Raw genomic sequence first — 26,143 nt, forward strand, 5'->3', positions numbered from 1 at the left:
AAATAACAAAATGTCAAAAGCATATGGAGAAAAGCTGCTGAAGCACGTAATGAGCCAAGATTTATCAATAAACTGCAGCGATGTGATTAGACACTATAGCTTGTTTCTATGAGGGTGGAGGTTGTCCCTGTCTCGCATGGATTGCAGAAGGATCGGGTACCCTAAACCTTGTATAGATTAGGCATCCTATGACAGTTGCGAAAGAGGGCGGACATAGATGGAGCAAGTCGAAAGCTTGATCGTTGGTGGTGGAATTGCTGGTCTGCAGGCTGCAATTCAATTAGGACGGTACGGACATCAAGTGCTTGTCGTAGACGCAGGCTATGGACGTTCCACGCTGTGCCAAAGCTATCATAATATTTTAGGGCTGGCCCGATGGTGTGTCAGGTGAAGAGCTGAGACGAATAGGCAGACAGCAGGCGGAACAATACGGGGTCCGTTTTGTGCAGGGTGAGATTGTACAAGCTTTAAAAAAAGGAAGCGCTAGCGACCCTTTTGAACTATGGGATCGAGCTGGAAACGGGTATGAAGCCTATACGTTGCTGCTGGCAACCGGTCTGTTGGACCAATTTCCGAAGCTGCCGGGGCTTATGGAGTGTCTAGGTTTGACTATGTATGTGTGCCCGGACTGTGATGGCTATGAGATTGCTGGGAAACGTACGGTTGTTCTGGGATCAGGCGATGTGGGAGCCGCGATGGCTGTAACGCTTAGCGCTCGTACATCTGAACTTATCTATATTAACCATGAACAAAAAGCCATCAAGGAAAAATGGATGGACCGGCTTAAGCAGCATGGAATTGAATATATAGCCGATGATATTAGCGGTATTGATGTCCATCGGGAAGGATATTTCAGAGGGGTACGGTTGAACAGCGGAAAACAGGTAGAGGGGGAAAGGGCTTTTATCGCTTTTGGGGGAAATGAAGTCAAGTCCGATCTGGCTAGGCAGCTCGGGGCAGAGAGGCTGGAGAACCGGCATATCCTCACCGATCTGCGCAGTAAGATGACCAGCGTGCCCAACTTGTGGGCTGCTGGGGATGTGGGTGTACATGCGGAACAAGTGACGATCGCAATGGGGGAAGGCTCACAAGCGGCGATCTGGATGCACAAGGCGTTGGCAAAGATGAAGCACGAGCGTGAGAGCAGCAAAGTTCTGGTTAGAAGCTAAGGGTATTGTTTTTGACTGGGCTAAAGATCAATGGTTTCGGAGTTTACTTCCAGTTGCTTGGCTTGCTGCATCGCGAAAACAGATATAATTTTCTCGTTAGCTTCGAGCGCTTGTTGGCCTAGATCGCTAAGCGCATATACGCCCCGGCTTACACGTACAAACCAGCGATAAAAGTTTTTTTGTAGTAGACCGCTGATGATGGGAATTCCTGTGAGCTCACGCAGTTTACGGGGACTGAGCGGCCCAAGTGTGTGAATCAGATAAGCGCAATGAAGGGACTTCTCCCGGTAGGCGGTCATCAGCTTCTGCTGGGTGCTGCCTCCTATGTTGTAGTCGCCGCTTCGTTCGCGAAACTCATGAACGACTTGATTGGCAGCTCGTTTATTATGGCGCAGCGTGTAAGGGATTGGCTCGCAGACGATTTCGACTGCGGGTTTTTTGCGTTTATAGAATTGTACGGTAATGATTCCTAGGCCCAGCATGCGGCAGAGACGTCTGATATCGTCCCAATGCAGTCGATGAGGTGCTTTTCCTTTATTAGGAAGCTCAAAGGCAACATATACCTGATTGGTTAGCTTTAAACGGTCTATGCCTTGAACGAGAAGAGGAATGTTCAGACTCTTTTTCAACTCGACGATCACCGGAGGTTCGTCCCCCCGCATCGCAACCAGGTCACAGTGCTTCACTTCACCTTTCACGCTGTAACCGAGTTGTTCGAAATATTGTTTAATTGGAGCATACAGCTCGGTCTCGCGTTGTATGGCCATAACTCTATGAAGCCTCCAGCTAATAGGATCAAGTCGTTGTACCATTATAACACATGATTTGGTAGAATAGGGTCTGAAGTAACTTGTACGTACATGTTGACAGGGATGAGGAGGAGCCGAAGAATGAGTTCAAGAAAGGAAGATTCTGTGCTGAATGCTTGGCTGGGTCGAAGCTTCGATTGTGACTGTGGGAAGAGGCATGAAGTGCCGATTAGGCACATCGTTATTGAGCGTGGGGCTATAGAACAGGTGGCTGAATATTTACTGCAATCCGGTTACCGCCATGTTACACTGGTGGCGGATGAGCTTACGCAGCGGGTTGCAGGCGAGCGGCTGCGCGGACTGCTGGAAGCGGCGCAGCTTCAAGTTTCCGCCAGCGTGATCCGCGAGAACACGCTAGGTGAGGTCGCTGCCGACGAGGAGGCGATCGTGCAGGTGCTGCTCGATACGCCGATCTCATCGCAGGTTCTTATTGCCGTGGGCTCGGGCACCGTCCACGATATCGTGCGCTTCGCCGCCCATCGGACGAAGCGGCCGTTCTTGTCCGTGCCGACGGCTCCGTCCGTCGACGGCTTCGCTTCGGTCGGCGCGCCGCTGATCGTGCGCGGCTTCAAGCAGACGATCGCCTGCTCCGCGCCGGAGGCGATCTTCGCGGACCTGGCGCTGCTGGCTGAGGCGCCGCAGGCCATGATCGCCGCCGGCCTTGGCGACATGCTCGGCAAGCATACCTCGCTTACCGATTGGCGGCTTGGCCGCCTGCTGCTGGATGAGCACTACTGCGAGCTGTGTGCTCGTCTGACGCTAGAAGCCGTGGAGCTATGCACAGCTCATATCAATGAGATCGCGCAGCGGACCGATCTCGGCATGCGCAAGCTGATGGAGGGCCTCCTGCTGTCGGGCCTCTCCATGCTGCTGATCGGCCATTCGCGGCCGGCCTCAGGGGCAGAGCACCATCTCTCCCATTATTGGGAGATGGTGCTGCTTCAGCAGCGGCGCAGGGCGCTGCTGCACGGGGCCAAGGTCGGCGTCGCGACCTTGCTGATGGCGCAGCGCTATCAGGCGCTGCTGAGCGTGACCCCCGGCGAGGCGGCAGAGCGACTCGCCAATGGCGCCGTCCCCGGCAGGGAGTCGGATGCGCAGCGCATCCGGCTGGCCTACGGGGACATGGCGGAGCAGGTCATCGCCGAGAATTTCCCGGCCGATGGGCCTGTCCTGGATGCGCGCGGGCTGAAGGCGCGCATCGCGGAGCAGTGGGGCGATGTGCTGGACATCGCCCGCGCGGTTCCTGCACCGGAGCAGCTGAGGCAGTGGCTCAGCGAGGTGCAGGGACCGGTCACGGCAGACCAGCTGGGCGTGGAGCCGGAACTGGTCGAGGCTTCGCTGCGGGATGCGCTGTTTGTGCGGGCCCGCTTTACGATTTTGCGCTTGCAGCGGCTGCTGTAGGTGTTCATCAAAGCGTGCTGGCACCGGCGTGAGACGTATGAGAAGTCTAGAGCAGCTTCGCTATGGTTTATATACGGTGATTTCGACCGTTAATTGAAGTAGGTACTTACTTGCACTTGTTTGCACTTGCTTGGTACTTGTACTTGTCCGCGCTGCTATAGCAGGGCGTGAGTGATAGATGAAGAATGCGGCTGGAGCCGGATGGCGTATGTGCCTGGTTCCGGCCGCATTTTGTTTTTTTTGCCACATCAATATGAATTTCTTCATCTATCTACGCCAAGATACCTTATCCTTCATTATGTGATTAATCTTTACGCAGGGGAAAAAATTTCGGGAAACTTATCCTTCGTGGGCGCATAGGATTGTAATACACTATTCACCATCACGAGCTGACCTGCTATCTATAGGCGGCAGTAAAGGAGGTACCCATGGACATATTCAAAAGGATTACCGAACATCGTACAGAGAAGGATAAGTTGGCCTGGACTGGAACGTTCGCGGAGTACATAGAATTAATGCGTCAAAATCCCGGTTTGGCAAGAACGGCTCATTCACGTGTCTATGAAATGATTGCATCCCAGGGGATCGATGACGAAAGCGGTCAAAAATCCTACAAATTTTTCAATCAGGAAATGTTTGGACTCGACCGTGCAATCGAGAAGCTTGTCGAAGAGTATTTTCACTCCGCGGCCCGCAGGTTGGATGTTCGGAAGCGTATTTTGCTGCTGATGGGTCCTGTCAGCGGTGGTAAGTCGACGATTGTCACCATGCTTAAACGGGGGCTTGAACAATTTTCCCGCACCGACCGAGGTGCTGTCTACTCGATTAAAGGGTGCCCGATGCATGAGGAGCCTCTGCATTTGATTCCTCAGGAGCTGCGTCCGGAAATCGAACGCGAGCTTGGGGTCAGAATTGAAGGAACCCTCTGTCCTTCCTGCCAAATGCGCCTTCAAACCGAATACAACGGCTGCATTGAAGATGTGCTCGTGGAGCGCGTATTCATTTCGGAGGAGAACCGTATTGGAATCGGAACCTTCAGTCCATCCGATCCGAAGTCGCAGGATATCGCCGATCTGACGGGGAGTATCGACTTTTCCACCATTACCGAATTCGGCTCTGAATCCGATCCGCGCGCTTATCGCTTTGACGGCGAACTGAACAAGGCAAACCGCGGAATCATGGAGTTCCAGGAGATGCTCAAGTGTGATGAGAAATTCCTGTGGAACCTGCTGTCGTTGACGCAAGAGGGCAACTTCAAGGCAGGCCGTTTCGCATTGATTTCTGCCGATGAGCTCATCATTGCTCACACGAATGAGACGGAGTACAAAGCGTTTATCGCCAATAAGAAAAATGAAGCTTTGCAATCTCGTATGATTGTGATGCCGATCCCTTATAACCTCCGGGTTTCCGATGAAGAAAAAATTTATTATAAGCTTATTGCTCAAAGCGATATGTCTCATATTCATATTGCGCCGCATTCGTTCCGCGTTGCCGCCATTTTCTCTGTGCTTACACGCCTGAAAGAAACGAAGAAGCAGGGTGTCGATCTCGTTAAAAAAATGCGCATGTACGACGGTGAAGCCGTTGAAGGCTATAAGGATGCGGATCTGAAGGAGATGCAGAACGAATTCCTGGAGGAAGGCATGAGCGGTATCGACCCGCGGTATGTCATTAACCGGATTTCAAGCGCCCTTATCCGCCAGGACCTGCAGTGTATCAATGCGCTCGATGTGCTGCGCGCTTTGAAGGACGGTCTGGATCAGCATCCGTCCATCACGAGGGAAGAGCGGGAACGCTACTTGAACTTTATCTCGATTGCCCGTAAGGAGTATGACGATATCGCCAAGAAAGAAGTGCAGAAAGCGTTCGTCTACTCGTTCGAAGATTCAGCGAGAACGCTGTTTGACAACTACTTGGATAATATCGAAGCCTATTGCAACTGGGGTAAAATCAAAGATCCGCTTACCGGTGAAGAAATGGACCCGGACGAAAGGCTCATGCGCTCCATCGAAGAGCAGATCGGTATCTCCGAGAATGCCAAGAAGGCGTTCCGCGAAGAGATTCTTATTCGCATCTCCTCGTATTCCCGCAAGGGCAAAAAATTCGATTACAGCAGCCATGAGCGCTTAAGAGAAGCGATTGAGAAAAAGTTGTTTGCTGACCTCAAGGACATCGTCAAGATCACTACCTCTACGAAAACGCCGGATGAGAAGCAGCTTAAGAAAATCAACGACGTCACCAAGCAGCTTATTGACGAGCACGGCTATTGCCCGGTTTGCGCCAATGAACTGCTCCGATACGTCGGCAGTCTGCTAAATCGATAATGAATGAGAGGCCACTCCTGATGCCGGGAGTGGCTTTTTGACGTTGAGGCCGCCAATCGTTGAGACAGTCTGGCACCCGCCCTGTACATGTCTGCTATAGCGCTAATAATGTCTAACTCTATCAGACTGCAGTACCCTGTCAGAGGAACTATCCATGCTAAAGCTCTTAGCCTTGCCAAAACACACACTGGCTGACGACCGTCATGCAACGCACGCCGCGCGCTGGGAGCTTCGCGCGGTACGGAACCAACGGAGCATAGGCTGCTGCCCAAACTGCCTGTAATTCCTCACCAACCGGGCGTTTGCACATACAGTAGAACTAGGCAGATTTCATTATAATAGAAAGCGAGTGAATGACAGAATGTCAAAACCTGAACATCATGAGCATCGCCCGCCCGTACAAGGTCCACCGGCTGTCACGCATCAGGGAGGCCATGGACACGGTAACTCGTATCATAACAACAACCATGACACTCACGGTACTCCGTATCCTAATAACCATGGCAGCCACAACATTCACGGTGGTCATGGACAATATAGTCTTGGCGAAGGCATTGGCGCGTTGCTTCCCTATGTCGTAGCCCCATACATTTGGAATGCTACTCATCCGCAGCCGTACTATCCATATCCTCCGACTCCTCCTTCGGTCTATCCGCCTGGAGGGTATCCTCCCGCAGGCTATCCGGGGTATCCTTATCCTGCGAACCCCTACTATCCTCCGTATTACAGCGGAGGGGGCGTCTATCCTACAACAGGAACTCCCGGCACCTACACGCCGTAAATAGCAAAACAGCAGCCCTCCTTATTGCAAAGGTGGGCTGCTGCCTTTAGAAACCGGCAGAATCATTTTCACGGTCGTGCCTTGATTGATTTTACTCTGAATTTCCATAGTTCCATGGTGATTCTCAATAATCCGGTAACTGACCATAAGTCCCAGGCCGGTTCCTTTCTCCTTCGTCGTATAGAAAGGCTCACCCAGTCTAGGAAGTCTCTCTTCGGGAATTCCAACCCCAAAGTCTTTGAAAATAATTGCGATTTCATGCTCGCTTTGACGCAGCGCTTCTACATGTATTTCTCCGCCTCCAGGCATCGCATCAATGGAATTGTTCAAAATATTGATGCAAACCTGCTTGATTTGATTCTCATCACAATGGATCGGAGGTAAATTGTCCTCCATGGAGCTGCTGATTTCTACATTATTCAATAGAGCCTGTGAGTTCAGCAAAGCAATCGTACTGTTTAGAACTTCTTTAACATCCTTGGGTTGAAACAAAACTGCCTGTGGCTTGGCAATAACAAGAAATTCACTAACGATAAAATTGATTCGGTCAAGCTCGGATAGCATGATTTCATAGTAATGATTGAATTCGTTGCCCTTCATTTGCAGAAGCTGTACAAACCCTTTTAATGAAGTCAATGGATTTCGAATCTCATGTGCTACACCTGCAGCCAACTGGCCGACAATGGACAGCTTTTCCGATTTAATCAGCATTTCTTCGGAACGCTGCTCTTCCGAGATATCCTTACATATGGCGTAGACCCCGGCAATCTGGTCATTCACAATAATAGGAACGTTAATCACACTAAGTGTAACCGGATGACCGAGCTTGTGTATGAATGAAATGCGGTACGTTTGGGTCTCGCCATTCAGCGATTTTTGAAAGCACAGCTCCCAATGCTCCACATCCTGCTGCACAATCCTATGCTTCATCGTTGTATGCAGCAGCTCCTCTGCCGGGTAGCCGGTAATCCTTTCCGTAGCGGGATTGACACTAAGAAAAGTTCCGTCCGCATCGAACGAACAGATCGCATCCGGATTATTCTCATATAGAGATTTGTACCTTTGTTCGCTCTGCTCCAACAGCTTCTCCGCACGGGTTCTTTCATAAATAGCTTGAATCATGGCATAAGACCGGTGAAACTGGTCGTCGCCGCTCTTTGAGATCAAATCACGCAGCCGCTCATCAGAATCGCTGTCGCGAGGAAACCCTTGGTCCTGCTCCTGATTGGCAATCCGCAGCATTTCCATCACATTCGAAATATGCTCCCGATGAATGCGGGCAGCCGAAGCGGTCTTCACGAGAGGCTTATCAGGAACGCCCAAATAAACGATACCCTTATTGGAATCGTAATCGGTAATATAGTTCATATTGACCAAATTCGATTGGTCGATCAAACGAAACCCGTCTTCGTAGAGCCACTCTTCAAATGCATCTGGCGAGGAGCAATAATGGAACACTTCATCCAGCGTGTGAATGATGTACTCCTTATTACGGATACATTCAATTTTAACAACGTCCTCCGATGAGATAAGCAGTGTCTCCGAGCCGCGTTTGCCGTCCCGAGTCACAGGTATTTTGGGCATAGCTTCAACTCCTGATTCCATTCTTGCTGTATTCTTTCATTATACCTTCTATTTCATAATAATGCTCTCCTAAAATTATTGCGTATACCATCGACACTTTATAGTCAAAAAGTACTATTTATAGGTATTTTACCATGTCAAAGTATAGGCATATTAGTCATCTTATGATACAATTCGAAGGTGAGTGATTGGAGAATATTGTTAGTTCACCATATTCTATGTCGAATATATACGAATGTTGGGATTGAGATTTGAATGATAGATATTCATAATCATATTTTGCCTGAGCTTGACGATGGTTCTATAGATTTAGAGCATTCCATACATATGGCTAGACAAGCAGTGGAACAAGGGATAAGGATCGTCATTGCCACACCTCATCATCAAAATGGGAGATATTCCAATGAGGCTGCGCTAATTGAACAACAAGTGAACTTGCTTCAAGAGGGATTGGATCAGAGGGAAATTCCGCTTCATATATATTCCGGACAAGAAGTAAGGGTATATAACAATTTAATTGAAGACATTGAGCTGAAGAAGATCTGTACACTCAATAATTCTAGATACCTACTGCTAGAATTTCCATCCAATCGTATACCAAGCGGCATACATGAGCTTTTGTATGAATTACAGCTTATGAATCTGAGGCCGATTATTGCTCATCCCGAGAGAAATCGTGAAATAGCCGATAATCCGTTAAAGCTGCTGGAATTGGTTCAATTAGGCGCATTGTCTCAAGTAACCGCTCATTCCATAATTGGTGTGTTTGGTAAACAGATTCAAGCTCTTTCGATTCAACTGTGTAAACATCATTTGGCGCATTTCATCGCTTCAGATGCTCACAATAATCATAATCGTGCTTTCAAGTTGGCAGTTGCATACCAACAGTTGCAGGAAAAGGTAGGACAAGATATCGTTAATTCTTTCCAAAATCATGCCAACAGTATCATCCATGACCTTCCGATCGAGAATCAAAGCCCTGTTTGGACGAAGCCCAAGTGGTTTCAATTTTGGAAGTGAATATAAAGCAATTATTATAATGAGGTGAATGATTAGCATGACAATGAAAAAGAAATTAACAGTAACGACACTGGCTGCTAGCATGGTGTTTGCTTCTGTGGCAGGATTGCCTTTGAGCGGGAAAGGACTTGCTAGCAAGCTTGGCGTTTCTGTTGCTTTTGCTAGCGAGGCGGATTCAGCATATGCAGAAGTAACCGCATTGCATGATGAGCTTGCTAAAGATACAGCGGGTTTTGCAAAAGTAAAAGAAGTTCGTGATTTTATTAAGACTTATCATTTTGATAACGAGGATACGAAATATCAATTGATCAAGGAAGTATGGGACAAGATTGAGGAGAACCGCAATGCCTCGGCTCCGGATCTTAACTATGATACGATTTTCCAATTGGTTAGTGGTCTTGATTTGTTCTATGATGGCTCTGGTGCCGTAATTGAAGATCTGATGAATGATACTGCTAATCGTAAAGCTCTCGATGATTTGTTCAAAGCCGCAGGTCTGCCTGGTATTGATGACGTAGACGGTTTGAAGGTAAGCAGTGTTACTGAATTCCAAAATGCGATGCTAAAGGCTTTGAAGGATCATAAAAGTGATATCTATACATCCATGATTACGTTTGATTCAGAAGCGATGAAAGATAAGTTGAATCAAATTGTTACTGCGGATGTAATTAACGAAAATAGCAATCTATTAATTAGTAAGCTGTTGGTTAACTACAATATTACGTTAGGAGATATCAATGCCGTTCAGAATCGAATTGCCAATTTCATAGATGGAAATTCCAACGTTGATGCTAAAGGGGCAAGAACTGCTTTAGAATCAGCAGGATTCAGATATTTGCTCGCAAGCGACATTAATGGCAGCGAAGGAACGAAAGATACAACTGCTAGCTATACTCCGAAATTGAAAGTTATAGGCGTGGAAGTTCCTAATCTTCTTTTGACTTGGTCAGCAGAAGCTGGGACGCCAATCTCTTTTGTTGATGGGAAATTCGTCCTAAGCAGCTCGGCGACTACAGCTTCAACTGCTAGAATCGAAGCTCGTGACAACAAAATGGGACTGTTGCTCTATATCTCTTCCTTGACACTAGAGCCTGTAGCTTCAACTGACGGTGATAAATCGCCAAGTCCTGGTGGCGGTGGCGGCGGTGCTCCATCCGCAGCTGATACAGCAAAATCAGAGCTTAATAAACTGAAAGATCAGTTGAAAGATGCTTCTCCTGAGAAAAAGCAAGAAATCATGGAGCAAGCTAGAGCGAAAGTGAAAGAAGCACTTAAGCAAATTTCTAAAGTTGATCTTAAGTCTTCTATTAAAGTGGAAAATGGCACTGCGAAGCCAACCATTAATGTAGCAGATATGGTAAGCAAAATTAAAGACATTGCAGCACAAATGAAATCGTTGAATGATTCATTGAAAGAACTTGATCCCAATGCTAAAGAAGAGAAAGTAACACTATCTCTAGACCTAGGTACGATCTCTGCTAAAACAGCTGAAGTTCCATTGGCTAAAGAATTGCTAGAAGCGGCTAAAGAAAATGGAATTTCGTTAATTGATATCAGCTTGAATGGCTTGACGCTAGGTGTTAGCCCGTCCGAGTTCAGTGCAGATACTACACTTAAAGTAACGAATCAAGAGAAATCCGTTGCAACTTCTGTAACAGAGCTTCCAGTAGCTTCAGGAGTTTATGAGTTTGAATTCACTTCCGGCGGAAATAAAGTTGGCAGCTTTAGCACTCCTGTGGAAGTTAGCATTCCTGTTCCAAATGGCGATGCTTTCGATACGGATCTGCTAACTCTTGCAAAAATTGTGGATGGTAAACTGGAGTTCTACGGCGGTAAGTTTGAGAAGGGAATTCTAAATGCAGTTCGTAATTCCTTCTCCACTTATACAGTTGTAGAAAATAAAGTATCCTTCGATGATACAGCTTCGGTCAAAGCATGGGCTGGCAGACAAATTCAAGTAGCTGCAGCTAAAGGCATTGTAGAAGGTCGCGGTGATCAGCAATTCGATCCGAACGGTCTTGTGACCAGAGCAGAATTTGCTAAAATGATCGTGAAAACATTTGGTTTGGAAAATGCGAAGGCAACAGAAAGCTTTGACGATGTTGCTGATGGTGACTGGTACCAAGTATACGTTGCATCTGCCGTGAAGAGTGGAATTGTGAATGGCAGAGAAGCAGGTCAGTTTGATCCTAATGGATTGATCACTCGTGCTGAGATGGCCACAATGGCGTCTAGAGCACTTGCCTTAAAAGGCGCATCTCTCAGCTCCGATAAGGTAGAAGAAGCGTTGAAAAACTTTGCTGATGCGGATTCCATTCATTCTTCCTTGAAGAATGGCGTGGCACTGGCGGCGAGCGAAGGCATTGTTGTCGGTGAAGAGAATAACACATTCAATCCGAATGCAAATTCGACTCGTGCACAGGCTGCCGTAGTCATTTACCGTCTTCTTAATAAATAAAATAGTGCGGGAATTCTCCTCTCTTTCAAAGGGGGAGAATTCCTTCTTGTTTCTCAATACATCTAATAGACGACAACGTGATAAGACTTGACAGCATGAATACGGAGGGAATGTAATGGAGCTCGATTTAAGAGATATTTTAAAAATTATACGCAAAAGGGTGTGGATGATAGCTTCCATTGTAGTAATCGCAACCATTGCAACAGCGGTGATCAGTTATTTTTTTATGCAGCCTATTTATGAAGCTTCTACGAAATTGATAATCAATAAATCGAATGATCAAGTCGGCATGACACAGGTTGATTTAAACTCTGTAAACCTAAACATCAGACTGATAGATACATACAAAGAGATCATCAAAACTCCAAGAATTATGGATAAGGTCGTTGCGGATTACCCGGATCTGAATATAAGCGCCGAGCAGCTTGTACAGAAGGTAAAAGTCAGCTCGGTTAACAATACACAAGTTATGACGTTGATCGTTCAAGACCCTTCATATGCCCGAGCAGCGAGCATTGTTAATGCTGTATCCAAGGTGTTTCAAAGTGAAATTCCTCAAATTATGAAGGTAGATAATATATCATTGCTGAATGAAGCGCAGGATATCAAGCAGCCGATACCTGTTAAGCCTAATAAAAACTTGAATATTGCAATTAGCTTTGTCGTTTCACTTATGCTGGCATTGGGTATCGCGTTTCTAATGGAATACATGGATGACAAGTTGAAGTCGGAAGAAGATGTTCAAGAATATCTAGGCTTGCCGACCTTAACCATGATTACGAAGATAAGACCAGAGGACTACCAGCATCATAGTAAGCAAACGAATGAACAAAGAGCAGGAGAAACAACTCATGTCAAATTCAATCAATAAAAGACCGATTATTACCCATCAGAATCCAAAATCTCCTATTTCCGAGGCTTATCGCACGCTGCGAACAAATATCCAGTTCTCTTCAATCGATGAGGAATTAAAAGTTATCATGGTTACCTCTGCCGGTCCTGGAGAAGGGAAATCAACGACGATAACGAATCTTGCGGTTGCTTATGCGCAAGCAGATAAAAAGGTGTTGTTGATTGATGCGGATTTGAGGAAGCCTACCATGCATCATACTTTTCAGATATCAAACCGTTGGGGATTAACGAACTTATTAACTAATCAGTTGACGATTGAAGATGTCTTGAAAGATAGCAGCATTCGCAACCTGAGTCTGATTCCCTCGGGGCCAATTCCACCTAATCCTTCTGAAATTTTAGCATCGAAGAAGATGGAGAGTGTTCTTGAGGATCTCAAGCAGTATTTTGACATTATTTTAATAGATGCACCGCCTGCTATTGCCGTCACAGATGCTCAAATTATCTCAACTCGTTCTGACGGTGTCATATTGGTTGTGGATTCAGATAAAGTCAAGAGAGACGTGGCACTTAAAGCCAAACAACAGCTTGACAATGTACGGGCCAGAATTCTTGGCGTCGTATTAAATAACGTCGATAGAAAAAACAAAGAAGCATACTATTACTATTACTACGGTGAAAGTCAATAGCATGCCCCACTAGCGAGGGATTCCAGTGAAATTAGTTAGTAGAAAAACAGTACTCGTTCTACTCGATATGACTTTAATTTGGGTTAGTGTTTTTCTTTCTTACTTTTTAAAGTTTGACGGACATATTCCAATAGACTATCTGTACCAATGCTTCAAGTACGCAGCCTTGTCCATGTTGATAGGGTCTGCAAGCTTGATTTATTTCAAGCTGTACCGACGAATATGGCAATATGCAAGTATCGGAGAAATGGTTTCCATTATTAAGGCTGTTACTGTAACCTGCACAATTTCGTATATCCTGATGCTCTTGGTCTACGAGCCGAGAATACCTTTCTCTATCTATTTTCGAGTGTTGGAGAATATGTTTATTATCATCGGAGCAAGTAGATTTGTTTGGAGAATTTTTCGGGATAACTATCATAGGAAAAAGAACGATCAACTGCAGACCCTAATCATTGGAGCGGGTGACTGCGGCCACTTAATAGCAAAAGAATTGAAGTTTAATCCGACTTCTCCTATCTATCCGGTAGGCTTTATAGATGACCATCCAGCGAAGCTTAATCACCAGATCATGGGGACTTCCTGTATTAGGTGATCGTAATGAAATCATTCGGGTGGTTAATCAATACCAAATCGATGAAATTATCATCGCAATGCCGTCTGTACCGAAGAAAGAAATCTCTTCTATTATAGATATCTGCAAGCATACGAAAGCAAAATTGAAAATTATCCCTAAATTACATGATTTAATTGAAGGGAAAGTAACGATCAATGCGATAAGAAACGTAGAAGTCGAAGATTTGCTAGGTCGTGAGCCTGTAAAGATCGATCTAGTTGGAATTGCTGATTATGTGGAAGATAAGGTTGTTCTAATAACCGGTGCCGGTGGGTCCATAGGATCGGAATTATGCAGACAAGTTGCTCCATTTAACCCCAGCAAGCTTGTGATCTTGGGGCATGGGGAGAACAGCATTTATCTGATTGAGAAAGAACTCAACAGAATGTTTCCTGATTTGCATATAGAGCCGGTTATTGCCGATGTTCAAGATAAAGCTCGCATGGAGGAAATATTCCGAATTTATCAACCTAAGGTTATTTTCCACGCTGCAGCACATAAGCATGTACCATTAATGGAGCGAAATCCAGCTGAAGCTATAAAAAATAACGTTTTTGGAACCAAAAATGTTGCTGAGTGTGCACATCAATTTCATGCAGAGCGGTTTGTACTCGTTTCTACGGATAAAGCAGTGAACCCTACAAGCATTATGGGAGCAACCAAACGAATAGCAGAGCTTGTTATTCAAAGCTTAGATCGATTTAGTGAAACTAAATTCGTAGCTGTGCGATTCGGCAACGTCCTGGGGAGTCGGGGAAGCGTTATTCCTCACTTTAAGGAGCAAATAGCTAGGGGCGGCCCAGTAACTGTAACGCATCCAGAAATGATCCGCTATTTCATGACTATTCCTGAAGCCGTTCAGCTTGTTATTCAAGCGGGAGCATTTGCAGCAGGTGGGGAGATCTTCATACTTGATATGGGGGCTCCGGTGAAAATTGTGGATTTGGCTACAGACCTTATTCGCTTATCCGGCTTCGAGCCTGGAGTGGACATTGACATCGAATTTAGCGGAATCCGACCAGGTGAAAAATTGTACGAAGAACTGCTCCTTAACGAAGAAATTATTGAGAATACGCGGCATAATCGTATTTTTGTAGGCAGTCCTTTGAAGATCAGTCAGAGCGAGCTCGAGATGGAGATCAAGCGACTAGAGAAGGCTGTAGGCGAAGAAAGTGGGATTGTTCGGAGTGCAGTTAAGCATCTAGTGCCAAACTTTAGTAATGTGGGGTAAAAGCGAATGGCGAGAGTACGTAAAGCGATTATACCAGCTGCGGGTCTAGGGACGAGATTTCTCCCTGCCACCAAAGCAATGCCGAAGGAAATGCTTCCCATTGTAGATAAGCCTACCATTCAATACATCGTAGAGGAAGCAGTAGAGTCAGGGATTGAAGATATTATCATCGTAACCGGTAAAGGGAAAAGAGCGATCGAAGACCACTTTGATAATTCGTTTGAATTGGAGCGAAATCTGTTAGAAAAAGGAAAGCTTGAGCTTCTAAGCGAGGTTCAAAAATCCTCGAAAATGGTGGATATTCACTACATTCGTCAAAAAGAAGCGAGAGGGCTGGGCCACGCCGTTTGGTGTGCCCGCAAATTTATTGGAGATGAGCCCTTCGCTGTTTTGCTAGGTGATGATATCGTACAGGCAGAAAAGCCTTGCTTAAAACAAATGATCGAGCAATATGGACACTTTAACTCATCGATTATAGGAGTGCAGCACGTCTCCGAAGATGAGGTTTCAAGATACGGAATAGTTGATGGCAAACAGGTCGAAGATCGATTATACAAGCTTAACAACCTAGTTGAAAAGCCAAAGAAGAATGATGCGCCTTCTAATATCGCCATCATGGGTCGGTACATTTTAAGTCCGAAGATTTTTGACATACTCGATAAGCAAAAGCCCGGAGCTGGCAACGAAATTCAATTAACCGATGCAATCGCGAAATTAAATCAAAGTGAAGCCGTTTATGCTTATAACTTTGAAGGTACTAGATATGATGTCGGGGAGAAGCTGGGGTTTATTAAGACGACGTTGGAGTTTGCTTTGCAACGGCAGGAATTAAGGGAGAAACTATTAGATTACCTTTCCAAAATAAATAAAGGTGAGATCTTCACTTTTAATGAAGATTAGGTGAAATAATGAGACCTTATATCAGGGTTAAAAGAGTACTTGATTTAATTTTTGCTTGTTTGTTGCTTTTACTATTCTCTCCAATAATGATTTGTGCTGCATTCGCAATAAAGTTAGACTCAAAAGGTCCTATATTGTTTAAACAGAAACGCCCTGGGAAAAACGGTATTATCTTCAAAGTTTATAAATTTAGGACAATGACAATTGAACTGAAAAAAAACGGTATCCCACTTTCGGATATTGAAAGAATGACAAAAGTAGGTTCATTTTTCAGAAAGACAAGTATTGATGAACTTCCTCAATTGTTTAACGTTATAAGAGGAGAGATGAGTTTTATTGGCCCGAGACCGCTGTTAATTCAGTACTTAGATCATTACTCAGTAGAACAAATGCGACGACATGAAGTTACACCCGGAATTTCTGGATGGGCTCAAGTTAATGGACGAAATCGAATTAGTTGGGAAAAAAGATTTGAACTAGATGTTTGGTATGTAGACCATATTGATTTTTTATTGGATTTCAAAATATTGTATTTAACCATTTTTAACGTATTGAATAGAAATGGAATTAACAATTCAGAAAAAAATACTATGTCGTTGTTTTCTGAAACTGTTTCGAAAAACTTAAAAGAGTAAAAATGAACGGTGGTTCTAAATGTCAGGTCTATTGATTCTTGGTGCAGGAGGCCATGGGAAAGTTGTAGCGGAAACTGCAACTACCATGGGGGTTGGGATTCTATATCGTTTCTCGACGATAGGAAATGTTTAGAGAATATACAAGGAATCCCTGTTATAGGGGGATTAAATGACTATATTTCTTTTAAAAATTCTTTTGAGTATGCATTTGTAGGAATTGGGAATGGGAAATTGAGAATCGAATGGTTGGATAAGCTTCTAAAGGCTGGATTTAAGATTCCAGTCATTATTCATCCGTTTAGTGCTATTAGTAAACATTGCAGTATTGGCGAAGGCACTGTGGTAATGCCTGGTGTAGTAATCAACTCAAGTGTAAAAATTGGCAGGGGATGTATTCTTAATTCAGGATCCAGTGTTGACCACGATAGCATAATTGATGAAGGAGTTCATGTATCACCTGGAGTCCATATTTCAGGTGCTGTTAATATAGGACGATGTAGTTGGTTGTGTGTAGGTTCGAATATTTCAAATAATGTAACAATTGGTAGAAACGTTATAGTTGCAGCGGGAGCTGCTGTGATTAATAATGTATCGGATAATTTACTGGTAGCAGGTGTTCCAGCGATTACAAAAAAGCAACTTGGAGATGAATAAATTGACCAATAGAATATACCTTTCACCACCACATATGTGTGGCAGCGAATTAATGTATATTAATGAAGCTTTTGATTCAAATTGGATAGCTCCCTTAGGTCCTAATGTTGAAGCATTTGAAAAAGAACTAGCTTCTTATGTTGGCGTGGAGGGTGCATTAGCATTAAATTCTGGAACTGCAGCTATTCATTTGGCCTTAAGGTTACTTGGAGTAAGCAAGGGAGACGCTGTATTTTGCTCATCGCTCACTTTCGTTGCAAGTGCAAATCCAATCCTGTATCAAGGGGCAATACCAGTATTTATTGATTCAGAACCTGGTAGTTGGAACATGTCGCCACAGGCACTTGAACGAGCATTGATGGATGCCGAAAGATCAAACACTTTACCAAAGGCAGTTATTGTAGTCAATTTATATGGACAGAGTGCGGATTTGGATCCTCTATTGAACTTATGTAATCATTATGGGGTACCAATTATTGAAGATGCAGCTGAGTCTCTCGGTGCAACTTATAAAAATAAAGCGAGCGGAACGATTGGGAAATATGGAGTATACTCATTTAATGGAAATAAAATTATTACAACATCTGGAGGAGGTATGTTGGTTTCTAACGATAAAGCATCTCTTGATAAAGCTCGTTTTTGGGCAACTCAGTCCCGAGATCAAGCAGTTTATTATCAACATTCGGAAATGGGATATAATTATCGTTTGAGCAATATATTGGCTGGAGTTGGAAGAGCCCAATTACAAGTTTTGGAAGACCGTGTTAATTCCAGACGAGAGGTATTTAATAGATATTATAATCACTTTTCTAAAATGGGTAATGGTATTAGGTTTATGCCGGAGGCAAATTTTGGTCGCTCAACACGCTGGTTGACTGCATTGATGATTGACAAAGACAAGGTAGGTGTTTCTTCATTAGACCTTCTTGCTGAACTTGAGAAAATGAATATTGAGGCACGTCCGGTTTGGAAACCCCTTCATCTTCAACCTTTATTTAGTATGTATAAATATTATTCTCATTCTCAATTTGAAAGTATATCAGAGCAGCTTTTTAAAAATGGACTATGTATTCCTTCAGGTTCAAGTCTTACTGAAAAGGAGCAGAATAAAGTGATAGGCTGTATTGATCATTGTCTTAGCTCGGTCAAACGTTTATAACTACACTAATTATTTTCAAGACTATTAAATAAATATTATTCAGTGTTTGGGGATAGCGAGGAATTATTTGATGAAGATATTATATTTACATCAATATTTTACAACTAACTCATCGAGTGGCGGGACAAGATCTTATGAATTTTCAAAGTATTTGGCGGAAAATGGTTTAAGTGTCTATATAATTACAGGAACTGAAGTAGATAAAACAAGTAATGATGTTGATGAAAACATGTATCTCTATTCAACAAATACTAAATATAACAACAAGATGTCAAAATGGAGAAGAATATTTTCTTTTTTAGAATATAATTTAAAAGCACTAATAAAAGGACTTAATTTTAAGGGAATTGATGTTATATTTGCAACATCAACTCCTCTAACTATAGGTTTACCAGCAATATTGATTTCCAAAATTAAACGTAAAAAATTAATTTTTGAAGTCAGAGACGTTTGGCCGGATATACCTATAGAATTAGGTTATATAACAAATAAGTTGATCATTAAATTGTTAAAAAAATATGAATTGTGGATTTACAATAATGCAAGACATATCATAGTCTTATCAAATGGGATGTATGAAAATCTACTAAATAAGGGGATTAAATCGAATAAAATCAGTGTTATTGAAAATATGTCAAACCTTTATCTATATGATAAAGCAAGTAATGTGGAGAAAGATGATTTTCTGAAAAACAAATTTGTATGTATTCATCCTGGTACGATGGGACATGTAAATGGATTGGATTTCTTGCTAGATGTTGCTAAAATCACTATTTCTTTTGATGATGATATTGTTTTCTTGTTGGTTGGAGATGGTAAGTACAAGACACATTTGGAACAAAGGATAATGGACGAAAATTTATCAAATGTAATTATCAAAAATTCATTACCTAAGAATGAAATAGTTAAGGTAATTAAGTCATCAGATGTAGGAATTATGTGTGTTGATAATAAATACAAAATTTTGGAAGATAATAGCGCAAATAAATTTTTTGATTTTTTAGCAGCGGGGTTACCGGTTTTAATTAATTATAGTGGATGGCAAAAAGAAATTCTTGAATATACAAACAGCGGTAAATCTGATGTAACTCCTGATAGGATGGCTAAGACAATCTTTAATCTTAAATGTAATGAAGATTTAAGAAAAGTAATGGCAATAAATTCGAGGAAATTAGCTGAAGAAAAATACTCTGATATTATTGCGAAAAAAGATTAATGAAAGTTATTAAAAGTATCTAGGAGGCCCATTGAGGTATGGACTTATTCACAAAAATTAAAAATAAAGAAGAACAAATTTCGGTTATAGGATTGGGTTATGTAGGCCTCCCCTTGATGATTGAGATAGCTAAAAAGTATAGAACTGTTGGGTTCGACGTAAATACTAAAAAACTAGAAAAGTATTTGAGTGGTATAGATGTAACGAACGAAGTAGGAAATGAAGCGGTTAGAAATACGACTGCTTTATTAACGAGTGATGAACGTGAGCTGAGAAGTTGTAAATTCCACGTAGTAGCTGTACCTACACCAATTAATAGTGATAAAACACCTGATTTAACTCCAGTAATTGAAGCAAGTAAAGTTGTGGGAAAAAATCTTAATAAAGGCTCTATAGTAGTTTATGAGTCGACAGTTTATCCCGGAACTACCGAGGAGATATGCATACCTATTCTAGAAAAAGAGTCAGGATTGAAATTTGGGGTGGATTTTAAAGTTGGTTATTCACCAGAGCGAATAAATCCAGGTGATACAATAAATACATTAACCAAAATAATTAAGGTAGTTTCTGGTTCAGATAAAGAAGCACTTGAAATCATTTCGGAAGTCTATGGGTCAATAATCGAGGCAGGTGTTCATAAAGCTGAATCCATAAAAGTTGCTGAAGCTGCAAAGGTAATTGAAAATTCTCAAAGGGATATCAATATTGCCTTTATGAATGAGCTTTCAATAGTATTTAATAAAATGAATATAGATACAAAGGCTGTATTGGAAGCTGCAGGGACAAAATGGAACTTCCTTAAATTTACACCAGGCTTAGTTGGTGGACATTGCATCGGGGTAGACCCGTATTATTTCACATATAAGGCAGAACAATTAGGATATCATTCACAGATTATTCTTGCAGGAAGGAAAATAAATGATGATATGGGCAAGTATGTGGCTAATAATACAATAAAAAATTTGATAAAGGCTGAACAACCTGTTAAAGGTGCAAAAGTGGCAATTTTAGGGATTACTTTTAAAGAAAATTGTCCAGATGTACGAAATAGTAAAGTAATAGACATTATTAAAGAGCTAGAAGAGTACGGTGTGGATGTATTGGTACATGATCCAGTAGCAAAGAAGGAAGAAGTGTGGGAAGAATATAGAATAAATCTAGTTAATAAGCAAGACCTTAAATATCTAAATTGTATAATACTCGCTGTTTCACATAATGAATTTAAAGATGGTTATGGATTAGAATTTTTTAATGGACTATATCTTGATAAAAATAAAGTGTTAATTGATATTAAAAGTTCATTAAACAAAAAAGATTGCATAGAAAAGGGATATCTATATTGGAGTTTGTAATCCTCTTATGAAAATGTATATAGTTTAGTTATTTGTCAATAAATGTGGGGGGATGATAATGAAGGTATTGCATATCTGTTCGTATTATATAGGTAATAAGTTATATATGAATTTAGTTGAACAACTTTCATTACTTGAATTAAGTCAGGATGTATTTATACCAATACGATCTGTGGATGAGATAGGAAAAAATCAATTATCTCTGGAATTTAATACAGTAAATTATGTCTATAGAAACATCATAAAGCGACATCATAAATTACTGTTTTTGAACAAAATAAATAAACAAAAAAGCGAGATAGAGCAATCAATTTTATTAGATAATATTGATATAATTCACGCTCATACGGTTTTTAGTGACGGTGGGACAGCCTATCAGCTTAATAAGAAATTTGGTACTGAATATATTATTAATGTACGTAATACTGATCTAAATATATTCTATAAGTATGGGATTCACTTAAGAGGCTTTATGTACAAAGTACTCTTAAAAGCTAAAGCTGTAATTTTTATTTCACATGCATATAAACAAAAAATGTTCTCTCGTCTACCATCTAAAATAATAGAGAAGATAGAAAAAAAATCTTATGTGATTCCTAATGGAATAGACGACGAATGGCATGAATATGCACCCGTAATGAAAGAAAAAAATAGTAGTATTTCAAAGAAACTTACCTTACTTTTTATTGGTTTGTTAGATAAAAATAAAAATTTAGGAGCAGTTATAAAAAGTTGTGCTAAACTCCGAGAGGAAGGATATAATGTTAATTTACATGTAGTAGGAAATGGCCCTATGGAAAAGAGGTATATAACTCTTTGTGAAAGACTTAAGTTAGATAGTAATACAGTAATATTTCATGGTTATGAGTCTGATAAGAAAAAAATAATCAATATTATGGATGAGAGTGACATTTTTGTTATGCCATCATATAAGGAAACCTTCGGAATAGTCTATATTGAGGCTATGTCAAGAGGTCTTCCATTGATTTATACTAAAAATGAAGGGATAGATGGTTTTTTCAATAATGGAGAAGTAGGATTACCTGTTGACCCGTTTGATATAAATGAAATTGTAGAGAGTATAAAAAAAATTGCATATAAAAATGACGAGCAGTTATCCAATAATTGTATTCTTAATGCAAAAAGATTTAACTGGAGAAGTATAGCTAATGAATATTTGGAAATATATAAAAACCAGGTAAACTAATAATTAACAAATTACGTCGCAAGTCTTCATGTCTTTTAGATTAGCGATTATAAAGGGACAGGAGAATACATGTTATCATATGGTAACTCTTTGCAGAGTAGAATATTACTATTTATTTTACTATTTCTTGGAATATGCCCTATTATCAATGTGGGTGGATTCGATGCACCCATTCTTTATTTATTTATACCCTTAAGTTTATTTGTATTTCTTTTTATTTTGTTTAAATGGATAAAAGTTCCATTTGTGATTTGGATAATAATGTTATTTTTCATTTTAATTATGATTGAAATAGTACTATCCACTTATATTGGAACAATAACAGCCTTTAATGAAATAATGATTCCGACTGATGTAATTCAATATTTAGCAAGGTTTCTATGCATCCTTTCTTATTTTGTTCTAATAGCTAAATCTAAAATCGATACGTCTACATTTATACGGTTTTTTTTGATTATATTAATATTGGCAATGTCTGTTGGTATTTTACAATGGATTCCTTGGGGTGGACAAACACTTTTTATTAATTTATATAAATTTAGAGACGGCTCAGAACAATTAGCACAACTTGATAGATACATCTCACTGAGAAGGGTTCATGGTGTAGCTCAAATGGCTACTGCGAATGGCGGAATAGCAGCTTTTTGTTTTATTTTTGCCTATTCTGTTTTTGGATTTTTTAAAAAATATAAACTCTTATCGTTAATACTAATGTTATTCTCTCTTGTAAATATAGTTGCTAGTCAATCTCGAGCTGGTATGCTTATGTTAGCATTTTCAATATTTACTTTTTATTTTGTTAAAATAATTATCTATAGAAAAGGTTTTAAATCCACGGCTATGCTTTTGATTGGTGTTTCTTTAATTTATTTATTTGGAGATTCACTTTATAATTCCGGAAATCCTTTTATGGTCCAACTAATATATCGTTGGCGAGTTTTATTTGACGATAGTGGTGGAGTAAGAATGGACCAGATAAACTTTGGTCTTTCCCTTTTATCGAACGCATATCAGTATATATTTGGAATCTCAAGAGCATTTCAAAATTATAGCGGATTAGTGTTTTATCTAGAAATTGAACCAATTGATATATTAGTTTTATATGGTGCTTTAGGTTTTGTCCTACAGTATTCTTTGGTTATTTACTTATTAGTTTACTTTTTCAAGAACTTTAGATGGGCTATTACTAGACCAGAAATACTATCTTTGCTGATTGCATCATTTGTTGGTTTATTAAGTTATCAAGTATTTTCTGTTGGATACTTTTTCTTTAGAGAGATACGTATAGGATTAATACCTTGGATTTTAATGGGGACAGCAATAGGTTTTTTTGAAAAATCGAAACAAGAGTGTGATTCGAAAAGTAATATATCACTTCATTAACCAATAAAAGAAAAAGGGGGTTGATAAACACATGAACAAAATATTATATGTTGTTTCAGTATTCCCTTCAACGAGTGCTACTTTTGTTTTAAATGAAATGTTGAAGTTGAAGGAAAGAGGATTCGAGATAGAAATAATATCCCTACGGAAACCAAAAAACGAAATATTTCAGCCTGGGATTGAAGAGTTTAAAAAAGTAACTTATATTCCTCATGTAAAGCAAAATAAAATGGATGGAATCAAATTGATTGGAAGTAATTTTAAATACTTATTACACAACCCCAAAAAGTATATTAGTGGGTTGGTGTGTGCAATTAAAGGGAAATCTTATAATTTATTTTATGATTTTTTAAGAGCTGTTTATCTTATTCAAAATATTGATTTATCCGAAATTAACCATATTCATTCTCAGTTTGCTCATACTCCTACATCACTAGCTTATTTTATAAGTATACTAATAAATAAACAATATAGTTTTACATGTCACGCAGTAGATATTTTCGTGCAAAATTCACTGTTTGAGGAGAAATTAAGTAGATCAAAGTTTGCAGTGACTATTTCTGATTTTAATAAAAATTATATAAATGACTTGGTTGAAGATAAAGCGTTGACAAATAAAATTAAAATAATTAGATGCGGTGTAAATTATGAAGAATTTAAACCTCCTGTAAAAAAGCAAAATAACAATCGTGTCAGATTACTTAGTGTAGGAAGGTTTGTTGAGAAAAAAGGATTCATTTATTTAGTAGATGCACTAAAAATATTGGATCAAAAAGGTATCAATTTTGAATGTGACATTATTGGAAATGGCCCGTTATTTGAAATGATAAAATGTAAAGTAAGAGACTACGAATTGGACAATAAGATAAATTTGTTAGGGGCACAAAGTTCTGGAAAAATAAAAGAGTATTTATGCAAGGCAGATATATTTGTTCTTCCATGTGTTAAGTCGGAAAATGGGGACATGGATGGTATTCCAGTATCCATAATGGAGGCTATGTCATTTGAAATACCGGTAATATCGACCAACATTTCAGGGATACCTGAATTAATAAAAAATGAGGAAAATGGATTGATTGTAGAAGAAAAAAATAGTATTGAATTCGCCAACGCAATACAATTACTTATACAAAATAATCAGTTGAGAAGCATATACGGACAAAACGGGAGAAACTTTATAATAAAAGAGTTTGGAATTAACGAAAATGTACACAAATTGGTAGAATTATTTGTGGAAATTGAGGATAGCAAATGAGCTTTTATAAAAATGTAGTGTGGACTCTTGGTGGGACGATTGGGATACAAATTATCGGAATAATTACAAATATTATATTAGCGAGGTTAATAACTCCGGAAGTATTTGGACTAGTTGGGATGGTTTCAGTATTTATTGGTCTAATGAATATTGTACAAGAAGCAGGCATTAGTTCAGTTATAATCCAAAAAGAGAAAGTTTCCAATAATTTATATATCACAACTTTTTATTTGAACTTTATTTTATCCGGTTTTCTTATTTTATTTGTTTTTGCTTTGACTGTTTGGATACCTAATATTTCTCAAAATATTTCAATGGTTAAAATTTTACACTACTCGATAATAGGTATTTTTGGTGGCTCTATAAGTATTACTCAAAGAGCAATACTTACTAGAGAAAAAAGATTTAAAGAGTTAGCAAAGATAGAGATGAAGACGGAAATCTTAAGTGGTTTAGGTTCAATAGTATTAGCTTTAATGAGAGAACCTTTACTTGCAGTAGGTTTTAGATTAATGTTTCGTCCAGCTTTACAAACATGTTTTACGATGTACTTAAAACGTATAAATTTCTTTAATTCAAAGCCCAATTTTGCTCTCACAAAAGATATTGTTCCTTTTAGTTCGAATGTTTTAGGAGTTAGAATATTAAATTTCATTAGAAATAATGTAGATTATTTATTGATAGGTATATTACTTGGAAGTTATAAACTTGGTATTTATACTATGGCTTTTCAGTGGAGTACTGTTGCTCGATACTATATTTCTCAATCGGTTGCTAAGGTTGTATTCCCTGAGATTTCAAGATTTCAGAATGATATTGGTAAAGTTCGAGAAGTTTATTTAAATGTATTAAAAAAAATTTCATTTATTACTTTTCCTATTACAATAGGCTTGGCAATCATAGCTCCAGAATTTGTAAATATAGTTTATGGAGCAAAGTGGAATGAATCTATTCAGGTTCTCCAGATTTTAATGATCGCTGGCATGATTACATCAATAGGCACACTAGTTGGGTCAGTATTCAGTGGTCTAGGCAAGCCTCAAATTGAATTTTATATTAACATTTTTTCATTAGCTAGTTTTATAGTTTTAATATATTTAGGTTCAAATAATGGAATTATTGGCATATCTTATGCAGTTTTATTAAACACAATTATATTTAATTTAATTTCTACAAGTAGAGTTATGAAATTACTTGAAATTACTTTGAAAAGTTTTTTAGATTCAATAACACCCGCAATTTATTCAATGTTTAGTATGACTTTAATTTTAACAATCTACAGATATAATATTTCCTATTCACTAAATAATTGCGAGAATTTTGTTATTATGATTTTACTTGGAATAATAACTTACTCAGGGGCCTCTTTTGTTTTTAATAAAAGTGTTGTATTTTGGGTGTTGGGAAAGTTAAATATTTCCATTTATCGAAAAAAAGGAGGAATATGA

At 40.1% G+C, this 26,143-nt stretch carries 21 protein-coding genes and 1 pseudogene; 20 read left to right on the forward strand and 2 right to left on the reverse strand.

What is annotated here, in order from left to right; genetic code table 11:
* The first annotated feature begins 217 nt into the window (after positions 1-217).
* Positions 218-1,169, forward strand: a pseudogene (locus L0M14_RS05150) (NAD(P)/FAD-dependent oxidoreductase).
* Between the two features lie 20 nt (positions 1,170-1,189).
* On the opposite strand, the gene L0M14_RS05155 reads toward L0M14_RS05150, so the two are convergent.
* Positions 1,190-1,936, reverse strand: a complete 747-nt coding sequence (locus L0M14_RS05155; protein ID WP_235121141.1) for a DUF2161 domain-containing phosphodiesterase — start codon at positions 1,934-1,936, stop codon at positions 1,190-1,192.
* A 123-nt stretch (positions 1,937-2,059) separates the two neighbouring features.
* On the opposite strand from L0M14_RS05155, the gene L0M14_RS05160 reads away from it, so the two are divergent.
* The 3 genes from L0M14_RS05160 (at position 2,060) to L0M14_RS05170 (ending at position 6,484) form a co-directional block, all read left to right on the forward strand.
* Positions 2,060-3,379 (forward strand): sn-glycerol-1-phosphate dehydrogenase, encoded by a 1,320-nt coding sequence (locus L0M14_RS05160; RefSeq protein ID WP_235121142.1) that lies wholly within the window; start codon positions 2,060-2,062, stop codon positions 3,377-3,379.
* 428 nt (positions 3,380-3,807) lie between these two features.
* Positions 3,808-5,703: a PrkA family serine protein kinase gene (locus L0M14_RS05165; protein WP_235121143.1), complete on the forward strand. Its 1,896-nt coding sequence runs from the start codon at positions 3,808-3,810 to the stop codon at positions 5,701-5,703.
* A gap of 361 nt (positions 5,704-6,064) precedes the next feature.
* Positions 6,065-6,484: a hypothetical protein gene (locus L0M14_RS05170; protein ID WP_235121144.1), complete on the forward strand. Its 420-nt coding sequence runs from the start codon at positions 6,065-6,067 to the stop codon at positions 6,482-6,484.
* A 21-nt stretch (positions 6,485-6,505) separates the two neighbouring features.
* On the opposite strand, the gene L0M14_RS05175 is transcribed toward L0M14_RS05170, so the two are convergent.
* Positions 6,506-8,068: a PAS domain S-box protein gene (locus L0M14_RS05175; RefSeq protein WP_235121145.1), complete on the reverse strand. Its 1,563-nt coding sequence runs from the start codon at positions 8,066-8,068 to the stop codon at positions 6,506-6,508.
* A gap of 255 nt (positions 8,069-8,323) precedes the next feature.
* On the opposite strand from L0M14_RS05175, the gene L0M14_RS05180 reads away from it, so the two are divergent.
* From L0M14_RS05180 to L0M14_RS05250, 16 genes are all read left to right on the forward strand, one after another.
* Positions 8,324-9,088: a tyrosine-protein phosphatase gene (locus tag L0M14_RS05180; RefSeq protein WP_235121146.1), complete on the forward strand. Its 765-nt coding sequence runs from the start codon at positions 8,324-8,326 to the stop codon at positions 9,086-9,088.
* Between the two features lie 37 nt (positions 9,089-9,125).
* Positions 9,126-11,546, forward strand: a complete 2,421-nt coding sequence (locus L0M14_RS05185) for an S-layer homology domain-containing protein (protein WP_235121147.1) — start codon at positions 9,126-9,128, stop codon at positions 11,544-11,546.
* Between the two features lie 115 nt (positions 11,547-11,661).
* The gene (locus tag L0M14_RS05190; protein WP_235121148.1) at positions 11,662-12,417 is read left to right on the forward strand and encodes a YveK family protein; all 756 of its coding nucleotides are present in this window, start codon (positions 11,662-11,664) and stop codon (positions 12,415-12,417) included.
* On the forward strand, positions 12,398-13,087 hold the full coding sequence (locus L0M14_RS05195) for a CpsD/CapB family tyrosine-protein kinase (protein WP_235121149.1): 690 nt from the start codon (positions 12,398-12,400) through the stop codon (positions 13,085-13,087). Before L0M14_RS05190 ends, L0M14_RS05195 begins: the two co-directional genes overlap by 20 nt.
* Before the next feature lie 25 nt (positions 13,088-13,112).
* A complete protein-coding gene (locus L0M14_RS31415; RefSeq protein WP_311198837.1) occupies positions 13,113-13,682 on the forward strand; it encodes a nucleoside-diphosphate sugar epimerase/dehydratase in 570 nt (189 codons plus the stop codon).
* Positions 13,627-14,934, forward strand: a complete 1,308-nt coding sequence (locus L0M14_RS05200; protein WP_311198838.1) for a polysaccharide biosynthesis protein — start codon at positions 13,627-13,629, stop codon at positions 14,932-14,934. The genes L0M14_RS31415 and L0M14_RS05200 overlap by 56 nt, the downstream gene beginning before the upstream one ends.
* 6 nt (positions 14,935-14,940) lie before the next feature.
* Complete coding sequence (gene galU / locus L0M14_RS05205; RefSeq protein ID WP_235121150.1) at positions 14,941-15,834, forward strand: UTP--glucose-1-phosphate uridylyltransferase GalU; 894 nt, start codon at positions 14,941-14,943, stop codon at positions 15,832-15,834.
* An 8-nt stretch (positions 15,835-15,842) separates the two neighbouring features.
* Positions 15,843-16,469: a sugar transferase gene (locus L0M14_RS05210; protein WP_235121151.1), complete on the forward strand. Its 627-nt coding sequence runs from the start codon at positions 15,843-15,845 to the stop codon at positions 16,467-16,469.
* 9 nt (positions 16,470-16,478) lie between these two features.
* Positions 16,479-17,123 carry an acetyltransferase gene (locus L0M14_RS05215; RefSeq protein WP_235121152.1) on the forward strand — a complete coding sequence of 215 codons (645 nt, stop codon included), beginning with the start codon at positions 16,479-16,481 and terminating at the stop codon, positions 17,121-17,123.
* Positions 17,116-18,282, forward strand: coding sequence for a DegT/DnrJ/EryC1/StrS family aminotransferase (locus tag L0M14_RS05220; RefSeq protein WP_235121153.1), 1,167 nt, complete (start codon positions 17,116-17,118; stop codon positions 18,280-18,282). The genes L0M14_RS05215 and L0M14_RS05220 overlap by 8 nt, the downstream gene beginning before the upstream one ends.
* A 70-nt stretch (positions 18,283-18,352) precedes the next feature.
* Entirely contained in the window at positions 18,353-19,498 is a 1,146-nt protein-coding gene (locus tag L0M14_RS05225) for a glycosyltransferase family 4 protein (protein WP_235121154.1), read from the forward strand.
* A gap of 38 nt (positions 19,499-19,536) precedes the next feature.
* Positions 19,537-20,850 (forward strand): nucleotide sugar dehydrogenase, encoded by a 1,314-nt coding sequence (locus L0M14_RS05230; protein WP_235121155.1) that lies wholly within the window; start codon positions 19,537-19,539, stop codon positions 20,848-20,850.
* Between the two features lie 58 nt (positions 20,851-20,908).
* On the forward strand, positions 20,909-22,057 hold the full coding sequence (locus L0M14_RS05235; RefSeq protein ID WP_235121156.1) for a glycosyltransferase family 4 protein: 1,149 nt from the start codon (positions 20,909-20,911) through the stop codon (positions 22,055-22,057).
* Positions 22,058-22,126: 69 nt separating this feature from the next.
* Positions 22,127-23,440, forward strand: coding sequence for a hypothetical protein (locus tag L0M14_RS05240; protein WP_235121157.1), 1,314 nt, complete (start codon positions 22,127-22,129; stop codon positions 23,438-23,440).
* A 31-nt stretch (positions 23,441-23,471) separates the two neighbouring features.
* On the forward strand, positions 23,472-24,695 hold the full coding sequence (locus tag L0M14_RS05245) for a glycosyltransferase (protein ID WP_235121158.1): 1,224 nt from the start codon (positions 23,472-23,474) through the stop codon (positions 24,693-24,695).
* The gene (locus tag L0M14_RS05250) at positions 24,692-26,143 is read left to right on the forward strand and encodes a lipopolysaccharide biosynthesis protein (RefSeq protein ID WP_235121159.1); all 1,452 of its coding nucleotides are present in this window, start codon (positions 24,692-24,694) and stop codon (positions 26,141-26,143) included. The genes L0M14_RS05245 and L0M14_RS05250 overlap by 4 nt, the downstream gene beginning before the upstream one ends.

Origin of the sequence: Paenibacillus hexagrammi, from assembly GCF_021513275.1 — a bacterium.
Taxonomy (GTDB): Bacteria; Bacillota; Bacilli; order Paenibacillales; family NBRC-103111; genus Paenibacillus_E; species Paenibacillus_E hexagrammi.